The 16423-nt window shown below is 65.7% G+C and carries 16 protein-coding genes; 6 read left to right on the forward strand and 10 right to left on the reverse strand.

Features of this window, described 5'->3' with window-relative positions:
* Positions 1-320 precede the first annotated feature (320 nt).
* Positions 321-1910 (forward strand): gamma-glutamyltransferase, encoded by a 1590-nt coding sequence (locus tag CWO91_RS26590; RefSeq protein WP_130217705.1) that lies wholly within the window; start codon positions 321-323, stop codon positions 1908-1910.
* A 155-nt stretch (positions 1911-2065) separates the two neighbouring features.
* Positions 2066-2293: a hypothetical protein gene (locus tag CWO91_RS43265; protein ID WP_165405719.1), complete on the forward strand. Its 228-nt coding sequence runs from the start codon at positions 2066-2068 to the stop codon at positions 2291-2293.
* 40 nt (positions 2294-2333) lie between these two features.
* Here the strand turns inward: CWO91_RS43265 and CWO91_RS26600 are convergent, their stop codons facing one another.
* From CWO91_RS26600 to CWO91_RS26615, 4 genes are read right to left on the reverse strand one after another with little or no spacing between them, the layout of a single operon-like run.
* Positions 2334-3620, reverse strand: a complete 1287-nt coding sequence (locus CWO91_RS26600; protein ID WP_130217709.1) for an NAD(P)/FAD-dependent oxidoreductase — start codon at positions 3618-3620, stop codon at positions 2334-2336.
* Between the two features lie 12 nt (positions 3621-3632).
* Entirely contained in the window at positions 3633-4364 is a 732-nt protein-coding gene (locus CWO91_RS26605; RefSeq protein WP_130217711.1) for an amino acid ABC transporter ATP-binding protein, read from the reverse strand.
* Positions 4361-5014, reverse strand: a complete 654-nt coding sequence (locus CWO91_RS26610) for an amino acid ABC transporter permease (RefSeq protein WP_128956645.1) — start codon at positions 5012-5014, stop codon at positions 4361-4363. Before CWO91_RS26610 ends, CWO91_RS26605 begins: the two co-directional genes overlap by 4 nt.
* 34 nt (positions 5015-5048) lie before the next feature.
* Complete coding sequence (locus CWO91_RS26615) at positions 5049-5807, reverse strand: ABC transporter substrate-binding protein (RefSeq protein ID WP_130217713.1); 759 nt, start codon at positions 5805-5807, stop codon at positions 5049-5051.
* 24 nt (positions 5808-5831) lie between these two features.
* Between CWO91_RS26615 and CWO91_RS43270 the strand changes: the two genes are divergently transcribed.
* On the forward strand, positions 5832-5969 hold the full coding sequence (locus CWO91_RS43270) for a hypothetical protein (RefSeq protein WP_165405720.1): 138 nt from the start codon (positions 5832-5834) through the stop codon (positions 5967-5969).
* Between the two features lie 19 nt (positions 5970-5988).
* On the forward strand, positions 5989-6642 hold the full coding sequence (locus tag CWO91_RS26620) for a helix-turn-helix domain-containing protein (protein WP_165405721.1): 654 nt from the start codon (positions 5989-5991) through the stop codon (positions 6640-6642).
* Positions 6643-6800: 158 nt separating this feature from the next.
* Here CWO91_RS26620 and CWO91_RS26625 read toward each other — a convergent pair whose 3' ends face one another.
* Together CWO91_RS26625 and CWO91_RS26630 are read right to left on the reverse strand one after the other, a co-directional pair.
* Complete coding sequence (locus tag CWO91_RS26625; RefSeq protein ID WP_130217717.1) at positions 6801-8069, reverse strand: D-amino acid dehydrogenase; 1269 nt, start codon at positions 8067-8069, stop codon at positions 6801-6803.
* A 69-nt stretch (positions 8070-8138) separates the two neighbouring features.
* Entirely contained in the window at positions 8139-9467 is a 1329-nt protein-coding gene (locus tag CWO91_RS26630) for an aspartate aminotransferase family protein (RefSeq protein ID WP_165405722.1), read from the reverse strand.
* Positions 9468-9627: 160 nt separating this feature from the next.
* Between CWO91_RS26630 and CWO91_RS26635 the strand changes: the two genes are divergently transcribed.
* Positions 9628-10176 carry a cupin domain-containing protein gene (locus tag CWO91_RS26635; protein WP_130217721.1) on the forward strand — a complete coding sequence of 183 codons (549 nt, stop codon included), beginning with the start codon at positions 9628-9630 and terminating at the stop codon, positions 10174-10176.
* Positions 10177-10387: 211 nt separating this feature from the next.
* Here CWO91_RS26635 and CWO91_RS26640 read toward each other — a convergent pair whose 3' ends face one another.
* Genes CWO91_RS26640 through CWO91_RS26650 form a run of 3 tightly spaced genes read right to left on the reverse strand, consistent with a single transcriptional unit; the run spans position 10388 to position 14191 of the window.
* A complete protein-coding gene (locus tag CWO91_RS26640; protein ID WP_130217723.1) occupies positions 10388-12649 on the reverse strand; it encodes a xanthine dehydrogenase family protein molybdopterin-binding subunit in 2262 nt (753 codons plus the stop codon).
* Positions 12642-13697 carry an FAD binding domain-containing protein gene (locus CWO91_RS26645; RefSeq protein WP_130217725.1) on the reverse strand — a complete coding sequence of 352 codons (1056 nt, stop codon included), beginning with the start codon at positions 13695-13697 and terminating at the stop codon, positions 12642-12644. The genes CWO91_RS26640 and CWO91_RS26645 overlap by 8 nt, the downstream gene beginning before the upstream one ends.
* Positions 13694-14191, reverse strand: coding sequence for a (2Fe-2S)-binding protein (locus tag CWO91_RS26650; protein WP_130217727.1), 498 nt, complete (start codon positions 14189-14191; stop codon positions 13694-13696). Before CWO91_RS26650 ends, CWO91_RS26645 begins: the two co-directional genes overlap by 4 nt.
* Before the next feature lie 252 nt (positions 14192-14443).
* Between CWO91_RS26650 and CWO91_RS26655 the strand changes: the two genes are divergently transcribed.
* A complete protein-coding gene (locus CWO91_RS26655) occupies positions 14444-15085 on the forward strand; it encodes a TetR/AcrR family transcriptional regulator (RefSeq protein ID WP_208753071.1) in 642 nt (213 codons plus the stop codon).
* A 55-nt stretch (positions 15086-15140) separates the two neighbouring features.
* Here CWO91_RS26655 and CWO91_RS26660 read toward each other — a convergent pair whose 3' ends face one another.
* On the reverse strand, positions 15141-16406 hold the full coding sequence (locus CWO91_RS26660) for an MFS transporter (RefSeq protein WP_130217769.1): 1266 nt from the start codon (positions 16404-16406) through the stop codon (positions 15141-15143).
* Between the last annotated feature and the right edge of the window lie 17 nt (positions 16407-16423).

The raw sequence follows: 16423 nt of genomic DNA on the forward strand, positions 1-16423 counted from the left end.
GCATCAGGCCAGCCGGCTGACCCGCTCGCTCTGAGCGCTCCGGCCCGTCGCTTTCCCATTGATCTGCGTCGTCATGGCCGGGCTTGTCCCGGCCATCCACGTTTTTGGAGCACCCGCGGAGCCGTGGATGCCCGGGACTAGCCCCGGCACGACGAGCCAGTATCCCGACCGCGCCATCCCGCGCCTGTTTCACACCAGCCATGTCGCGCCTCCCTTTCGATGTTCTCGTTGGCCGCAATGTGCCATTGTCCGCGGGCTTCGCCAATTGCGGAGCCTCGACGTCAACGCAGCAAAGCCACGACAAGCATCAAGACGACATCATGCCTCATCAGTTCAGTCGCGCCCAACAGATCCGCAAACCCGCAGTCAGAACCAAGGGCGGCATCGTCGCCGCGCAATCGCGCCGGGCCGCCGAGGTTGGCGCAGAGGTGCTGGCGGCAGGCGGTGACTGCGTCGACGCCATCGTCGCGACGACGTTTGCGCTGAACGTACTGGAGCCCTGGATGAGCGGCATGGGCGGCGGCGGCGCGATGGTGCTCTACCGCGCCAAGGACAATCGCTACGAGGTGATCGACTACGGCATGTGCGCGCCGCAGAGCCTGCGCGTCGCCGACTATCCGATCACGGGCGAAGGTGCGGCCTCCGACCTGTTTCCCTGGCCGCGGGTGAAGGACGATCGCAACATTCACGGGCCCGGTTCGATCGCGGTGCCCGGCGTCGTCGCCGGCATGGAGGAAGCGCATCGCCGCCACGCCAGGATGCCTTGGAAAGATCTGGTCGTGCCCGCTGCGACGATCGCCGGCGAAGGCCTGCTGGTCGACTGGTGGACGACGCTGATGATCGCGAGCACCGCCGCCGACCTCAGGCGCTATCCCGCCAGCGCGGAGATCTTCCTGAAGGACGGTCTGCCGCCAAATGCGCCCTGGGGCATCAAGGCCGAGACGCGGCTGCCTCAGGACAAGCTGAAGGCGACGCTGGCCCATCTCGCCGCGGCCGGCCCGCGCGATTTCTATGAGGGCGATCTCGCCAAGAGCATCGCCTCCGACATCAAGGCCGATGGCGGTTCGCTGTCGGTGGAGGATCTCGCCGCGTTCCGCAGCCACCTGCGCGAGCCGCTCGCGATCCCCTATCGCGGCGGCAAGGTGTTTGCGACGCCGGAGCTCACGGCCGGACCGACGATGGCGCATGCGCTACGCCTGTTGCAGCAGAACCTGAAGCCGGGCACCGCGCCGGATGCGGCCGCCTACGCTGAATACGCGCTCGCTTTGCAATCGGCCTACCGCCAGCGGCTGGGCGACATGGGCGATGCCGACGGCAAGCGCTCGCTCGGGGCGGAATATCTGGCGCCGGCCTGCACCACGCATTTCTCTGTGGTCGACCGTCACGGCAACATGGCCGCGGTGACGCAGACGCTGCTCTCCACCTTCGGCTCGAAATATGTGACGCCGCATAGTGGCATTCCCATGAACAACGGCATCATGTGGTTCGATCCGACGCCTGGCACCACCAATTCGCTCGCCCCCGGCAAGCGCTGTCTCACCAACTACACGCCCGTCATCGCCGAGACCAAGGACGGCAAGCGCCTCGCGGTCGGCGCCTCCGGCGGCCGCCGCATCTTGCCGGCGGTGACGCAGCTCGTGTCCTTTGCGATGGATTTTGGCATGGACCTCGATGCCGCCATCCACCAGCCGCGAATCGACGCCAGCGAAGGCGCGATCGTGATCGGCGATGCCCGTCTGCCGGTGGAGGCGCGCAAGACGCTGGCGGCGCGGTTCGACTATGAGGAGACGCAGGTGCAGGCACTGCCGATGAAGTTCGCCTGCCCGAGCGTGGTGATGCGCCAGGGCGACACCAATTCGGGCGCGGTCGAAATTATCCAACCGTGGGCGGAAGCGGTGGTGGAAGGCTGAGCGCACGGATCGATGCGAGCTTGCGCCAGCGCTCGTTGAGCCGTCGCGCCATTGCGCATCTCCGCGAGCGTCATGACTCCTCCACATTCGCAGGGAACTTACCTGCCCACCGTTCGTTCAGTGAACGGACAAATGCGCTCGCCCCAGTGGAGGACATGATGAAGAAACTTGCGCTCGCCGCGTCGCTGATCGTTGCGGCCGGCCTCACATTTACCAGCCCTGCACTGGCCAAGGGTGGGCATGGACATGGGCACGGCTACGGTCGTGGCCACGCGATGGGCCATCATTACCATGGCACGCCGCCGGGATGGTACCACGGGCGCAAGGTCGGCTGGCGCGGCATGGGCTGCCCACCCGGCCTGTGGAAACAGGGCCGCTGCTGAACATCGGATCGAGCAAGGCGCTGCCTCGGCAGCGCCTTTTCTATATCCCTAACCGATCTCTCACCCGCCCCGCGATCACCGCTGTAGTCACCCCGATCGGCCAGAATGCGTGCATCGGCATCGGCTTGATGCCCGTGATCGGCATATCGATCTCCACCTTCGGCCCGCCGATCAGCCGGCGCGCCAGCTGCGCCCCCATCGCGGTGGAGAGCGCAACGCCGCGCCCGTTGCAGCCAAGCGAGATCAGGATGTTCTCCGCGGGCTCATGCACATGCGGATAATGATCCACGGTGATCGCGAGCCGGCTGTTCCAGCCATGCGTCCAGGCGACGCCCTTGAGCTGCGGCCATAGCCGCTCGGCGTAACGCATGAGGTAGGCGACGTCGTTGGGCGACTTGATCCAGCGCATCGGGCCGCGGCCGCCCATCAACAGGCGGTTCTGCTGATCGATGCGGTAATAGACCGTGATGTGGCCGCTCTCGTAGAGCACGGGACGCGTCGGCATGATCGAGCGCGCGACAGCGTCCGAGAGCGGCGCAGTGGCGGCGATCGAGGAAAACACCGGCACGATGGTGCGGCGAAGTGCCGGCCAGAGATCGTCGGTGAAGCCGTTGGTGGCGAGCAGGACTTTTTCGGCATGCACGATCGCGCGCGGCGTCTCGATGCGCCAGCGTGTGCCCTCGCGGCGGAGCGACAGCGCCGGCGTCTCGCCAAAAACCTTCGCACCGGCGGAGATCGCGGCGCGCGCGAGGCCACGGGCATAGCTGAGCGGATGCAGATCGCCACCACGCGTGTCCAGCATGGCGCCGATATAGCGGTCGGTGCCGGTCATCTCGCGCAACTGCTCGCGATTCAAGAATGACACCGGCATGCCGCGGCGGATGCATTGGCGCGCGGTGCTTTCGATCGCGGCGGCGCTGGCCTCGTTATAGGCCGCGCGCAGCGTGCCGTTCTGCCGCGCCTCGCAGGGAATCTGGTAACGGCGGATCAGTTCGTGGGTGAAGTTGGTGGTGCCGCAGGAGAAGTCGATCATGCGGCCGCCGAGATCTGCGCCGAAATCGGCCTCGATCTGATCGGGGTCGTGCTTTAGTCCGGGATTGGTGTGGCCGCCATTGTTGCCGGACGCGCCCCAGCCGGGCTCCTGCGCCTCCAGCACCAGCGCCTCGACGCCCTGCTCGGCCAGATGCAACGCGGTGGATAGGCCGGTGTAGCCGCCGCCGACGATCGCGACGGAGACGGTCTTGTCGACGTCGAGCGGCGGCGTGGCGATCGGCGCGACGGCGGTGTCGGCGTAGACAGAGGGCGGCAGAGACAGGCGCGTGGTCATGGCGAAGACCGATCAGAGCGGATGCAGCACGCGGCGCAGAAAGTCCTGCGTGCGCGGATGCTGGGGTTGGTTGAGCAGCGCCTTGGCCGGCCCCTGCTCGACGATGACGCCGCCGTCAATGAACAGCACGCGGTCGGCGACATCGCGGGCAAAGCCCATCTCGTGGGTGACGACGACCATGGTCATGCCGTCGTCGGCGAGCTTGCGCATCACGCCGAGGACGTCGCCGACGAGTTCGGGATCGAGCGCCGAGGTCGGCTCGTCGAACAGGATGGCCTTGGGCTGCATCGCGAGCGCACGCGCGATGGCGACGCGCTGCTGCTGGCCGCCGGAGAGTTGCGGCGGATGCGCATCGGCCTTCTCGGCGAGCCCGACCTGGGCGAGCAGCGCGCGGCCGCGCTCCAGCGCCTGCGCACGCGGCTCCTTCTTCACATAGAGCGGCCCCTCGACCACGTTCTCCAGCGCCGTACGATGCGGGAACAGGTTGAAGCGCTGGAACACCATCGAGACCTGGGTGCGGATCGCCACGATCGACGGTGCATCGCGATCGACCTTCAGACCTTCGACGCTGATCTCGCCGCGGTCGTAGCTCTCCAGCCCGTTGATGCAGCGCAGGATCGTGGACTTGCCCGAGCCGGACGGGCCGATGATGCAAACCACCTCGCCCTTTTGCACCGACGCATCGATGCCCTTGAGCACCTCGACCTTGCTAAAGCTCTTGTGGACGTCGTTCAGCTCGATCATCGCTTGCCGGCCCGCTTCTCGAAATGACGAACGAGCAGGATCAAGGGAATGCTCATGGTGAGGTACATCAGCGCAACAAGAGTAAACACGCTGGTGTTCTTGAAGGTCGAGGACGCGATCAGCTTGCCCTGCAGCGCGAGTTCGGCGACCGTGATGGTGGAGGCCTGCGACGAATCCTTCAGCATCATGATCATGACGTTGCCGTAAGGAGGCAGCACGATCCGGACGGCCTGCGGCAGCACCACGCGGCGCATGGTGAGCCACCAGCCCATGCCGATCGTCTGCGCCGCTTCGATCTGGCCCTTGTCGATCGCCTCGATTCCGGCGCGGAAATTTTCCGCCTGATAGGCCGAATAGGCGATGCCGAGACCGAGGATCGCGGCCTGCAACGCCGACAGCGTGACGCCGAGATCGGGCATCACGAAATAGAGGTAGAACAACAGCACGATGATCGGGATGCCCCGGATCACGTTGATCAGGCTGGCGCTGAGCATCGACAGCATCTTGATGCCGGAGACCCGCATCATCGCCCAGACGAGGCCGAGCACCGTCGAGAGCAGCAGCGAGCCGACCGTGACGATGATCGTCAGCGCGACGCCGTTCAACAGGATCGGGAAGAACTCGACGGCGTCGCGCCAGAAGCCTTTCATCGGGCAGCCTTCATCGATCAGCCTCCTCTAATGATCAGCCTTGTGCCTTCAGGCCCCATTTATCGAGGATCTTGGCGATGGTGCCATTGGCCTTGAGCTTCGCCAGCGAGGCGTTGATCTTGCCGAGCAGCGCGGTCTCGCCCTTGCGAACGCCGATGCCGACCGAACCGACGGTGACGGGCTTGTAGCCGTCGACGAGGCGCACCTCGGGGAAGCCGCCCTGCTTCAGATTGTAGGCGAGGATCGGATAGTCGGCGTAGCCGGCCTTGAGGCGGCCGGTATTCACGTCGCGCAGGATGTCGGGGATGGTGTCGTAGGCCTTGACCTCGGCGAACAGGCCGGACTTCTTCAGCGCATCGACGAAGGCGGTGCCGACCTGGGCACCGACCGTCTCGCCCTTCAGGTCGTCCTGCGTGGCATAGGCCTTGGTGTCGCTCTTCGGCACGACGAGGCCTTCGCCGTAGGTGTAGATCGGGTCGGAGAAGTCGATCACTTCCTTTCGAGGCGCCGTGATGAACATCGCGGCGGCGATGATGTCGATCTTGCTCGAGGTCAGCGACGGGATCAGCGCCGAGAACTGCATCGGCTCGATCTGCACGTTGAAACCGGCGTCCTTGCCGATCTCGGTAACGAGATCGACCATGATGCCCTGGATGGTGTTGGTCTTGGTGTCGAGGAAGGTGAAGGGAATGCCTGTCGGTGTCGAGCCGACTTTCAGCACCTGTTGCGCCGAAGCCGGCACCACGGCTGCAATTGCGAGTGCCGCGATCGCGGCCAGACCAAAACGCTTCATCGCATCCCCCTTTGGGTCTGGCCGATGGCGGCGCTGGCGCGTGTCATGGGATCAGACGTTGCGGGCCAGACCGTTTCGGCCTATTTTCACCAATATGAAAATTTGGTCACACTTTTGCGGATCGCGCAAGCGGTTTTCATGCACATGAAGGAAGCGATCTGACGTGAGCGGTGGCAAAAGAATGCGCAAACCGGCCGCGAGGCCGGCGAAGAAGCTGAAGGCCAAAGCCAGGACCAAGACTGTCACCAGACCCGCAGAGCCCGCGATGGACGTCGAGGTCGGCCGCCGCATCAGGGATCTCCGGCGCGTCAGGCAGTTTTCGCTGGAAACGGTCGCGTCGCGCACCTCACTGTCGATCGGCTTCCTCAGCCAGATCGAGCGCGGCCTGTCGTCCCCCTCGCTGCGCGTGCTGGCGACGCTGGCCGACGTGTTCGGCGTCGGCATCGCTGCACTGTTCGGCGCGAGCCCGAGTGCCGACGACGGATCGGACCAGGTGGTGACGCGCGCACCTCAGCGGCCCGAGCTGAAGCTCTGGCGCACCGGCGTATCAAAGCAATTACTGAGCCCGGCGAGCGCCGACAACAAGCTCAATCTGTTCCTGGTGCATCTGGAGCCCGGCGGCTCGACGGGCGACGAGCTCTACACCCATGATGGCGAAGAAGCCGGTCTCGTGCTCGAAGGCGAGATGATGCTGACGGTGGACAGCGAGACATGGTCGCTGAAGGCGGGTGACAGTTTTAGGTTTGCGAGCCGGCGGCCGCACCGGTTTTCGAATCCGGCGCAGGATGCCAAGGCAGTTGTGCTGTGGGTGAATTGCGTGACCGGGGCGAGGTAAGCTCTCCTGCTGCTTACTGCGCGCGGTGAAAGTGAAGAGAATCGCAATGCCGCCACATCGTCATTGCGAGCGAAGCGAAGCAATCCAGACTGCCTCAACGGAAAGACTCTGGATTGCTTCGTCGCAAGGGCTCCTCGCAATGACGAGCGGATAGTGCCTTACCCGAACCGATGCTTGTACCGGTCCACCGCCAGCGCGCTGACGTCGATGTCCGGCTTCTTGCCCGACAGCATGTCGGCGAGCACGCGCGCTGAACCGCAGGACATGGTCCAGCCAAGCGTGCCATGGCCGGTGTTGAGGTGGAGGTTGGCGTATTGCGTCGGGCCGATCACGGGCGGGCCGTCCGGCGTCATCGGACGCAGGCCGCTCCAGAACGTCGCCTTGGCGAGATCGCCGCCAAGCGGGAACAGGTCGGTCAGCGAGTGATCGAGCGTTGCACGTCGCGCATCGTAGAGCTTGTCCGAGTAGCCGGAGATTTCCGCCGTGCCGCCGACGCGGATGCGATTGCCGAGGCGGGTGATCGCGACCTTGTAGCTCTCGTCCATCACGGTCGATTCCGGCGCGCCCGTGGCGTCCTTGATCGGCACCGTGATCGAATAGCCCTTCACCGGATAGACCGGCAGCGAGATGCCAAGCGGCGCAACCAGCCGTGACGACCAGCTTCCGAGCGCGAGGACGTAAGCGTCTGCCTGCAGCAGGCCGGCACTGGTCACAACAACGCCGCTGACGCGCGCGCCATCGGTGACGATGCGATCGATGCCTGTGTTGAACAGGAAGCGCACACCGAGCGCCTGGGCATGCTTGGCCAGCGCCTGCGTGAACATGTGGCAGTCGCCGGTTTCATCCTGCGGCAGGCGAAGTCCGCCGACGAACTTCTCCTTCACGCCGCCGAGCGCCGGCTCGACCGCGATGCAGCCCTCGCGACTCAGCACCTCGAACGGCACGCCGTACTGCTTGAGCACGGCGATGTCCTCGGCCGTACCGTCGAGCTGCGCCTGGTAGCGGAACAGCTGGAGCGTTCCTTTCGAGCGCTCGTCATATTGAATGCCGATGTCGCGGCGCAGATCGCGCAAGGAATCGCGGCTGTATTCCGCGATCGGAATCATTCGGCTCTTGTTGACCGCATAGCGCGCGCTGGTGCAGTTGCGCAGCATCTTGAGCAGCCAGACCCACATCACCGGATCGAGCTTCGGCCGGATCACCAGCGGGCCGTGCTTCATCAAGAGCCATTTGACCGCCTTCACCGGAACGCCGGGGCCGGCCCAGGGCGAGGAATAGCCCGGCGACACCTCGCCGGCGTTGGCGAAAGAGGTCTCCAGCGCCGGCTCGGGCTGGCGGTCGATGACCGTCACCTCATGGCCGGCACGCGCGAGGTAGTAGGCAGAGGTGACACCGATGACACCGCTGCCGAGGATCAAGACTTTCACGCTTCGTCAAACTCCCGCGGCATCACGCGCCGCTGCAAGAAGAAACTCCGTGAACCGCGGGAGCAATTATCAGGCCACCTTCTTGATGGCGTCGCCGAGGATCGAGACCATCTGGTCGATGTGGCTCTTCTCGACGATGAGCGGAGGCGACATCGCGAAGCTGTCGCCGCTCATGCGCAGGTAGAGGCCAGTGTTGAAGCAGTCGACCATGACGTCGTAGCCGCGGGCACCGACGGCACCGTCACGCGGCGCCAGCTCGACCGCGCCCATCAGGCCGCAATTGCGGATGTCGACGACGTTCGGCAGGCCCTTCAGCGAATGCAGCGCATCGCGCCAATATTCGGCGATCGACGCACCGCGCGTGAGCAGGCCTTCGTCCTTGTAGATGTCGAGCGTCGCGATGCCGGCGGCGCAGGCGGTCGGATGCGCAGAATAAGTGTAGCCGTGGAACAGCTCCATCTGGTTCTCGGGGCCGACCATCAGGCCGTCATGCACCTTGCGGCTCGCAAACACCGCGCCGCAGGGAATGGTGCCGTTGGTAATGCCCTTGGCGGTCGTCATCAGATCCGGCGTGACGCCGAAGAAGTTGGCGGCGAACGGCGTGCCGAGGCGGCCGAAGCCGGTGATGACCTCGTCGAAGATCAGCAGGATGCCGTGCTTGTCGCAGATCTGGCGCAGGCGCTGGAGATAGCCCTTCGGCGGCGGCAGCACCGCGGTCGAACCCGGCACCGGCTCGACGATGACGGCGGCGATGGTCTCGGCGCCGTGCAGGCCGACCAGACGCTCGAGATCGTCGGCAAGCTCGGCGCCGTGCTCAGGCTGGTCCTTGGCAAAGGCGTTGCGGGTGAGATCGTGGGTGTGGCGGATGTGATCGACGCCCGGCAGCAGGGTGGCGAAGGCGCGGCGATTGGCGACCATGCCGCCGACCGAGGTGCCGCCGAAGCCGACGCCGTGATAGCCGCGCTCACGGCCGATCAGGCGGGTGCGGCTGGCCTGGCCGTTGGCGCGGTGATAGGCCAGCGCGATCTTCAGCGCGGTATCGACCGACTCGGAGCCGGAGTTGGTGAAGAAGACGCGATCGAGGCCCTTCGGCGCGATCTCGGCGAGCCGCTCGGCGAAGTCGAACGCCAGCGGATGGCCCATCTGGAACGACGGTGCGAAGTCCAGCGTCATGAGCTGCCGCTCGACCGCAGCAGCAATCTGCTTGCGGCCGTGACCGGCATTGACGCACCACAGGCCCGCGGAGCCGTCGATCACCTTGCGGCCGTCGACGGTGGTGTAGTGCATCCCCTCGGCGGAGGAGAACAGGCGCGGCGCCTTCTTGAACTGCCGGTTGGCCGTGAACGGCATCCAGAACGAGTCGGTCTTGATAGTGTTCGGAATCTGATGAAGGGTCACGGCCGCGCTCCTTTGCTGACAGGCTAGCAGAGCCACGGCTCATAAGGCGCAACAAGTCCTTTTCTGATCAGCTGCAAGCCATTGATTTCACTGGGGCTGCAGGTCCATATTTGCGCGATCCGCAACACCTGCAACACGGGACCAAGGCAAGGACCAAGGCATGAGCGTAGACATCGGTGGACGGCTGCGATTCATCCGGGCGCGCCACAAGCTGTCGCAGCGTGAGCTGGCAAAGCGAGCCGGCGTCACCAATTCGACGATCTCGCTGATCGAATCCAACCAGATGAACCCGTCGGTCGGCGCGCTTAAGCGCATCCTCGACGGCATCCCGATGGGGCTCGCCGAGTTCTTCGCGCTGGAGCCGGAGTCTAGGCGCAAGATCTTCTACCGCGCCGAGGAACTCACCGAGGTCGGCAAGAAGCCGATCTCCTACCAGCAAGTCGGCGACAATCTGTTCGGCCGCAGCCTTCAGATCCTGAAGGAGCGTTACGAGCCCGGCAGCGACACCGGGCGCGTCCACCTCGTCCATGACGGCGAGGAAGGCGGTGTCGTGATCTCCGGAAAGCTCGAGGTCACCGTCGAAGACGAGCGGCGGATCCTCAATCCGGGCGATGCCTATTATTTCGAGAGCCGCCGCCCGCATCGCTTCCGCTGCGTCGGCGGCAAGCCGTGCGAAGTGATCTCGGCCTGCACGCCGCCGACGTTCTGAAGCGAGCCCGCGTCGGCTCGCCGGCCTTCTTGCGCTAACTCAAGGAATTTGGTCCCGCTCGAACTCTCAGCGCGCTTGAGCCACCTCAATGTCCGCTGGCCGAAGCTGGGCTAACTGTCATCACGTAGCCGAGCAGCCTCGCGCAAAAGGTGCTGAGGTTATGGCCCCGGACTCCTAGGCACTCCGGGGCCGCTTTGTTCCGGGACGGCAGCTAGAGCTGCGTCAACAACTCCTCGATCCTGATCGGAAAGCGGCGGACACGCACGCCGGTCGCATGCCAGACCGCGTTGGCGACCGCGCCGGCGCTGCCGGTGATGCCGATCTCGCCGACACCCTTGATGCCCAGCGCATTGACGTGAGGGTCATGCTCCTCGACCGTGATCACGTCGAGCGGCGGCACGTCGGCATTCACGGGGATGTGGTATTCGCCGAGATTGGCGTTCATGATCCGGCCGGTGCGGCGATCGGTGATGGCCTCCTCGTGCAGCGCGAAGGACAGACCCCAGATCATGCCGCCGAACAGCTGGCTCTGCACCATCCGCGGATTGACGATGCGTCCCGCCGCGAAGGCGCCGACCATGCGGGTGACCCGGACCTGACCGAGCTCGGGATCGACCTTCACCTCCGCGAACACCGCGCCGTGGGCGTGCATCGCGTATTCCTCCATCGCCGCAGGATTCGGCGCGCCGGTGCCGCGCGCCTCGACCTCGGAAACGCCAGCACGTGCCAAGATCTCGGCATAGCTCTCGCCGCGGCTCTCGTCGTCACGCCGGATCAATCGGCCGTCGCGCGCGATCACGCCGGCATTGCCGGCGCCGAACAGCGGCGAGCCCTCATCATTGGTTGCGAGATCGGCGAGCTTTGCAATCACGGCCGCGCCGGCGCTGTAGATCGCCGCGCCGGCGGTTGCGGTGTGCGCCGAGCCGCCGGCGATGCCGGCATCGGGCAGGTCCGAAGTGCCCGCCTTGAACGTAACGCGTTCCATGTCGAGACCAACGGCATCGGCGGCAATCTGCGCCAATGCCGTCCAGGCGCCCTGCCCCATGTCATGCGCGCCGATCTCCATCGCGCCCGAGCCGTCGCGGCGGATCGCTGCACGCGCTTCCGCCTGGAACATCAGCGCCGGGAAGGTCGCGGTGCCCATGCCCCAGCCGACCAGCAGGCCGGCATCGTCGCGCATCTGCCGCGGCTGGAGCGAGCGCTTCGCCCAGCCGAAGCGCGCCGCGCCCTGCTCGTAGCAGGTGCGCAGCGCCTTCGAGGAGAACGGCTTGCCGGTGATCGGCTCCACCTCGGCATAGTTCTTGAGGCGGAAGGCGAGCGGATCCATGCCGCAGGCCCAGGCCATCTCGTCGATCGCACTTTCGAGCGCGATCGATCCGGTCGCCTCGCCGGGCGCGCGCATGAACAACGGCGTGCCGGTGTTGACGCGCACGGCGTCATGCGAGGTGCGGATTGCAGGGGCTGCATAGAGCGAGTGCGAGGCGCCGGCCGCGGGCTCGTAGAAATCGTCGAACGTGCTCGACACAGTGCGGGCATGATGATCGAGCGCGGTCAGACGCCCCTCACCGTCGGCGCCGATGCGCAGCCGTTGGCGCGTCGGCGCGCGATGGCCGACCGGGCCATACATCTGTTCACGGCGCAGCACGAGCTTGACCGGCTTGCCAACCAGCTTGGCAGCCATGATGCCGAGCGTCGGCGGGCCGGCCATCAGCCCCTTGGAGCCGAAGCCGCCGCCGAGGAACGGGCTGCGGATGTGGATCTTGTCGTGCGCGATGCCGAACAACTCGGCGATGCGCGCCAGCGACATTGTCAAACCCTGGGTCGGCATGTCGACCGACAGTTTGCCGCCGTTCCAGCTGGCGACGATGGCATGCGGCTCCATCGCGTTGTGATATTGCGGCGGTGTCTCGTAGACCGCGTCGATCTGCTTCTCAGCAGAGGCAAGGCCCGCCTCGACATCGCCGTGGTGATGCGCCGCGGGGTTGCCGACGCCGACGACCGGCGGCACGAAGCTTTCGCCGGCGTCGAGACCGATCAGCGCCGGCAGCGTCTCGTAACGCGGCGCCAGCAGCGCCGCGCCTTCCGTTGCGGCCTCCAGCGTCTCGGCGATCACGACGGCGATCGGCTGGTTGGCGTAGCGGACCTCATTGCTCTGCAATACCTCCATCCGGAACACGAACGGATTGGTCTTGATCTCGGGGTCGACCGCGAGCGGCGGCTTGTGGTCGGGCGTCATGACGTCCACGACGCCGGGATGGCGCTTTGCGGCATCGACATCGAGCGAGGCCACACGGCCGCGCGAAATGCTGGCAACAGCCATCACCGCAAACAGCATGCCGGGCGGATGATTGTCGGCGGCATAGATCGCCTGCCCCTTGACCTTGAGGATGCCGTCACGGCGGGTCAGCGGCTGGCCGATGTTCGAGCCGTGGCGCAGATGGGCGGGCGCACTGGTCAGGTTGAGCTCAGGCATGGATGGCTCCGGAGGTCGAGGCAAAGGGAGAGGCCGGCAACGCCGGCAGGCGCGCGGGCGTACCAGCCGCGGCCAGCGTCAACGCGCGCACCACGATGCGGCGCGCGAGCTCGATCTTGTAAGCATTGTCGCCGGACGGCTTTGCGTCGGTGAGCGCGCGGCTGGCGGCTTCCCGGAAGGCGTCGGCCGTGGGCGCGACGTTCCTGAGAACATCCTCCGCGGCGCGGGCGCGCCAGGGCTTTGCCGCGACACCGCCGAGCGCGAGCCGCGCCTCCGCGATCCTGCCGTTCTCGATCCGCAATGCGGCCGCAGCCGATACCACGGCGAAGGCATAAGACGTACGCTCACGAACCTTGAGGTAGCGCGCATGCGTGGCAAAGCCGCGCGCCGGAGGCGGCAGGCGCACCGCAGTGATGAGGTCGCCGGGCTCGAGCGCCGACTCGCGCTCGGGGGTATTGCCGGGCAGGCGGTGCAGTTCGTCGAGCGCGATCTCGCGCCGGCCGTTCCTGCCCTCGATCTCGACGACGGCGTCGAGTGCGACCAGCGGCACGCAGAAATCGGACGGATGCGTGGTGATGCAGTTCTCGCTCCAGCCGAGCACGGCATGGCTGCGGTTCTCGCCTTCACGCGCATCGCAACCGCTGCCGGCCTCGCGCTTGTTGCAGCGGCTGGCGGTGTCGTAGAAATACGCGCAGCGCGTCCGTTGCAAGAGATTGCCGCCGACCGTCGCCGTGTTGCGCAGTTGCGCGGACGCACCGGACAGCAGCGCTTCGGCGACCGCGGGATACGATCTCGCGAATTCGGTGTCATGTGCGAGATCGGCGTTGCTGACGAGGGCGCCGATGCGCAACGAACCGTCGGCGAGGCGCTCGATCCCATCGAGTCCGTCGAGATGCGTGACGTCGACGAGACGATCGGGACGGCTGACGCCGCCCTTCATCAGATCGAGCAGATTGGTGCCGGCGGCGAGATAGACGGCGCCCGGCTGGGCCGCGGCGACAACGGCCTCGGCGACCGTGGCGGGCCTGACGTAATCGAACGGTTTCATGCGGAGCGCCTCTGATTGGATTCGTCCATGCGTCCTTGCGCCTCGAGCACGGCATTGACGATGCCCGCATAGGCGCCGCAGCGGCACAGATTGCCGCTCATGCATTCGCGGATGCGCTCGGGATCGTTGCCGGCCTGCGCCTCGCTCATCATGCCGATGGCGCTCATGATCTGGCCGGGCGTGCAGAAGCCGCACTGGAAGCCATCATGGGCGATGAAGGCGGCCTGCACGGGATGAAGCTGGTCGCCGCGTGCGACGCCTTCGATGGTGAGGATGTCGGCGCCGTCATGGCTGATGGCGAGCGCGAGGCAGGAGTTGATGCGCTTGCCGTCGACGAGAACGGTGCAGGCGCCGCACTGGCCGCGGTCGCATCCCTTCTTGGTTCCGGTGAGATGAAGGCGCTCACGCAGGAGATCGAGCAGCGTGACGCGCGGATCGTCGAGGACGAATTCGCGCCGCGCACCGTTCACGGTGAGGCTGATGGAGTGGTTCATACAAGGCTCCGATCAGATATGGACATGACTAGTCGTGCAGCGCGCCACCGCCGTGGCCGCCGTCAACGTGGCGCCGCCCGAACATGATCCGTGCCGACACTTGAGCGAAGATACGGAGGCACCCTCCGCTTAACAAGAGGCACCCAGAAATATTTGGAATTCGTCAAAAGCCTGTGCGCCACCAACGCGATGCAGCCAGCCAAGGGTTCAACAAGGGTTCAATCTAACCAATTCGTGATCTACATTGCCGACATGGACGAGCACACCGACCAGACCCGAAAGCCCCGCGCCGATGCCGTGCGCAATCGCGAGCGCGTGCTCGAAGCCGCGAAAACCGTGTTCAGCGCCGGCGGCCCCGAGGCGAGCCTCGAGGCCGTGGCAAAGCGCGCCGGCGTCGGCATCGGCACGCTCTACCGGCATTTCCCGACCCGCGAGGATTTGTTCGAGGCGGTCTACCGCCGCGAGGTCGAGCAGCTCGGCGAGCTCGCCGAGCAGCTGAAGAATGCCAAGGACCCGGTGGATGCGCTGCGGCGATGGCTGCGCTCCAACGTCGAATTCGTGGCCACCAAGAAAGGCATGTCGGCCGCGCTGGCGCTGACGTTCCAGAGCTCGTCCGAACTCGCGGCGTTCTCGATGGACCGGCTGACCAAGGCGATCGGCTCACTGCTTGATCGCGCGGTCGCGGCCGGTCAGATGCGCGGCGATGTCAGCCCGGAGGACCTGCTGCGGGCATTTTTCGGGATGTGCTACATGCACGATCAGCCGGGATGGCAGGCCTCAGTGCTGCGCCTGCTCGACGTATTCGTGGACGGGCTGCGGGTGCAGCCCGTCACGACAGCCAAGCCGCGCGCCGTCGCCAAACCAACGAAGCCCGTCGCGAAGCGCAAGCGATAGCCGACGGCGGCCAGAAGATCACCGGAGGCTCGCTGCTGAAAGCTGGACGGGAGGCCTAAGTCGCAAAGCCCGGGCCGGTCTTCATCGCGTTCATCCGCGAGCGGATCAGCAGCAACACGACGATGCCGATGTTCAGCGCGTTCCACGCCACGCCGTTGGCGAACGCCGCGGCATACGAGCCGGTGGCATCGAAGATGACGCCCGACACCCAGCCGCCGAAGGACATGCCGAACACGGACGCAAAGATCACGATGCCGACGCGCGTTGCGGCTTCGCTCGCCGGCATCGCCTCGCGCACGATGATGGCATAGCTCGGCACGATGCCGCCCTGGAACAGGCCGAACATCGCGGAGATGAGATAGAGCGAGGTGAGGCTGTCGAAGAACAAATAGAACACCAGCGCAAAGCCCTGCGCCAGCGATCCCACCAGCAGCGTGCGGATGCCGCCGATCTTGTCGGCGAGATAGCCCGACCCGATCCGGCTGACGATGCCGCAGCCCATCATCAGCGACAGCATCTCGGCGCCACGCGCCACGCCATAGCCGAGATCGCCGCAATAGGCGACGATATGCACCTGCGGCATCGCCATGGCGACGCAGCAGGAAATGCTGGCGATCGAGAGCAGCACCGTCAGCGTGTTGGTCGACAGCTTGAGATCGACCCGCGGCGGCGGTGCATTGGCATGATCGCGGATATGGTCGTTACCCATCTGCACGCGCAGGACGAGGACCAGAAGCGCCATCGTGCTCGCGCAGACGATGCCGATGCCGATATGGGTGTAGCGCCAGCCGGCGGTCTGCGTGCCCCAGCTCACGATCGGCGGCCACATCGTGCCGGCGACATAATTGCCGCTGGCGACGATGGTCACGGCAAGTCCGCGATAGCGCTCGAACCAATGCGAGGCCTCCGCCATCAGCGGCGCGAAAGTCGCGGAGGTGCCGAGCCCGATCAGGAAATACGCCGCCACGAACTGCCAGAGCTGCGTCGACAGCCCCGCGAGCACGTTGGCGATGCCGAGAAAGGCGATGCTGATCGCCATCGCCAGCACGATGCCGAACCGGTCGGTGATCTTGCCGGCGATGACGCCGCCCAGCCCGAAACCGAACATCATCAGCGTGAAGGCCAGCGACACCGCGCCGCGTGTGGCACCGAATTCGGTCTGCACCACGGGAATCACAACCACGACCGCCCACATGCCGACGGCGCCGATCGAGCCGATCAGGAGCGCAATGATCAGGCGCATCCAGGCCTGACGCGAATCAGGGGTGAATGAAGCCGGGGTTTGTCCTGGATGATTTGGCGCGTGCACGGAACGGACCATGTTCGTTGATTGCCACA

The organism is Bradyrhizobium genosp. SA-3 (genome assembly GCF_004212635.1).
Classification (GTDB): Bacteria; Pseudomonadota; Alphaproteobacteria; order Rhizobiales; family Xanthobacteraceae; genus Bradyrhizobium.

Excerpts from the sequence above, each read along its gene's own strand:
- CWO91_RS26590 (WP_130217705.1), top strand. The coding sequence starts at position 321 with ATGCCTCATCAGTTCAGTCGCGCCCAACAGATCCGCAAACCCGCAGTC.
- CWO91_RS43265 (WP_165405719.1), top strand. The coding sequence starts at position 2,066 with ATGATGAAGAAACTTGCGCTCGCCGCGTCGCTGATCGTTGCGGCCGGC.
- CWO91_RS26600 (WP_130217709.1), bottom strand. The coding sequence starts at position 3,620 with ATGACCACGCGCCTGTCTCTGCCGCCCTCTGTCTACGCCGACACCGCC.
- CWO91_RS26605 (WP_130217711.1), bottom strand. The coding sequence starts at position 4,364 with ATGATCGAGCTGAACGACGTCCACAAGAGCTTTAGCAAGGTCGAGGTG.
- CWO91_RS26610 (WP_128956645.1), bottom strand. The coding sequence starts at position 5,014 with ATGAAAGGCTTCTGGCGCGACGCCGTCGAGTTCTTCCCGATCCTGTTG.
- CWO91_RS26615 (WP_130217713.1), bottom strand. The coding sequence starts at position 5,807 with ATGAAGCGTTTTGGTCTGGCCGCGATCGCGGCACTCGCAATTGCAGCC.
- CWO91_RS43270 (WP_165405720.1), top strand. The coding sequence starts at position 5,832 with ATGGCGGCGCTGGCGCGTGTCATGGGATCAGACGTTGCGGGCCAGACC.
- CWO91_RS26620 (WP_165405721.1), top strand. The coding sequence starts at position 5,989 with ATGCGCAAACCGGCCGCGAGGCCGGCGAAGAAGCTGAAGGCCAAAGCC.
- CWO91_RS26635 (WP_130217721.1), top strand. The coding sequence starts at position 9,628 with ATGAGCGTAGACATCGGTGGACGGCTGCGATTCATCCGGGCGCGCCAC.
- CWO91_RS26640 (WP_130217723.1), bottom strand. The coding sequence starts at position 12,649 with ATGCCTGAGCTCAACCTGACCAGTGCGCCCGCCCATCTGCGCCACGGC.
- CWO91_RS26645 (WP_130217725.1), bottom strand. The coding sequence starts at position 13,697 with ATGAAACCGTTCGATTACGTCAGGCCCGCCACGGTCGCCGAGGCCGTT.
- CWO91_RS26650 (WP_130217727.1), bottom strand. The coding sequence starts at position 14,191 with ATGAACCACTCCATCAGCCTCACCGTGAACGGTGCGCGGCGCGAATTC.
- CWO91_RS26655 (WP_208753071.1), top strand. The coding sequence starts at position 14,444 with ATGGACGAGCACACCGACCAGACCCGAAAGCCCCGCGCCGATGCCGTG.
- CWO91_RS26660 (WP_130217769.1), bottom strand. The coding sequence starts at position 16,406 with ATGGTCCGTTCCGTGCACGCGCCAAATCATCCAGGACAAACCCCGGCT.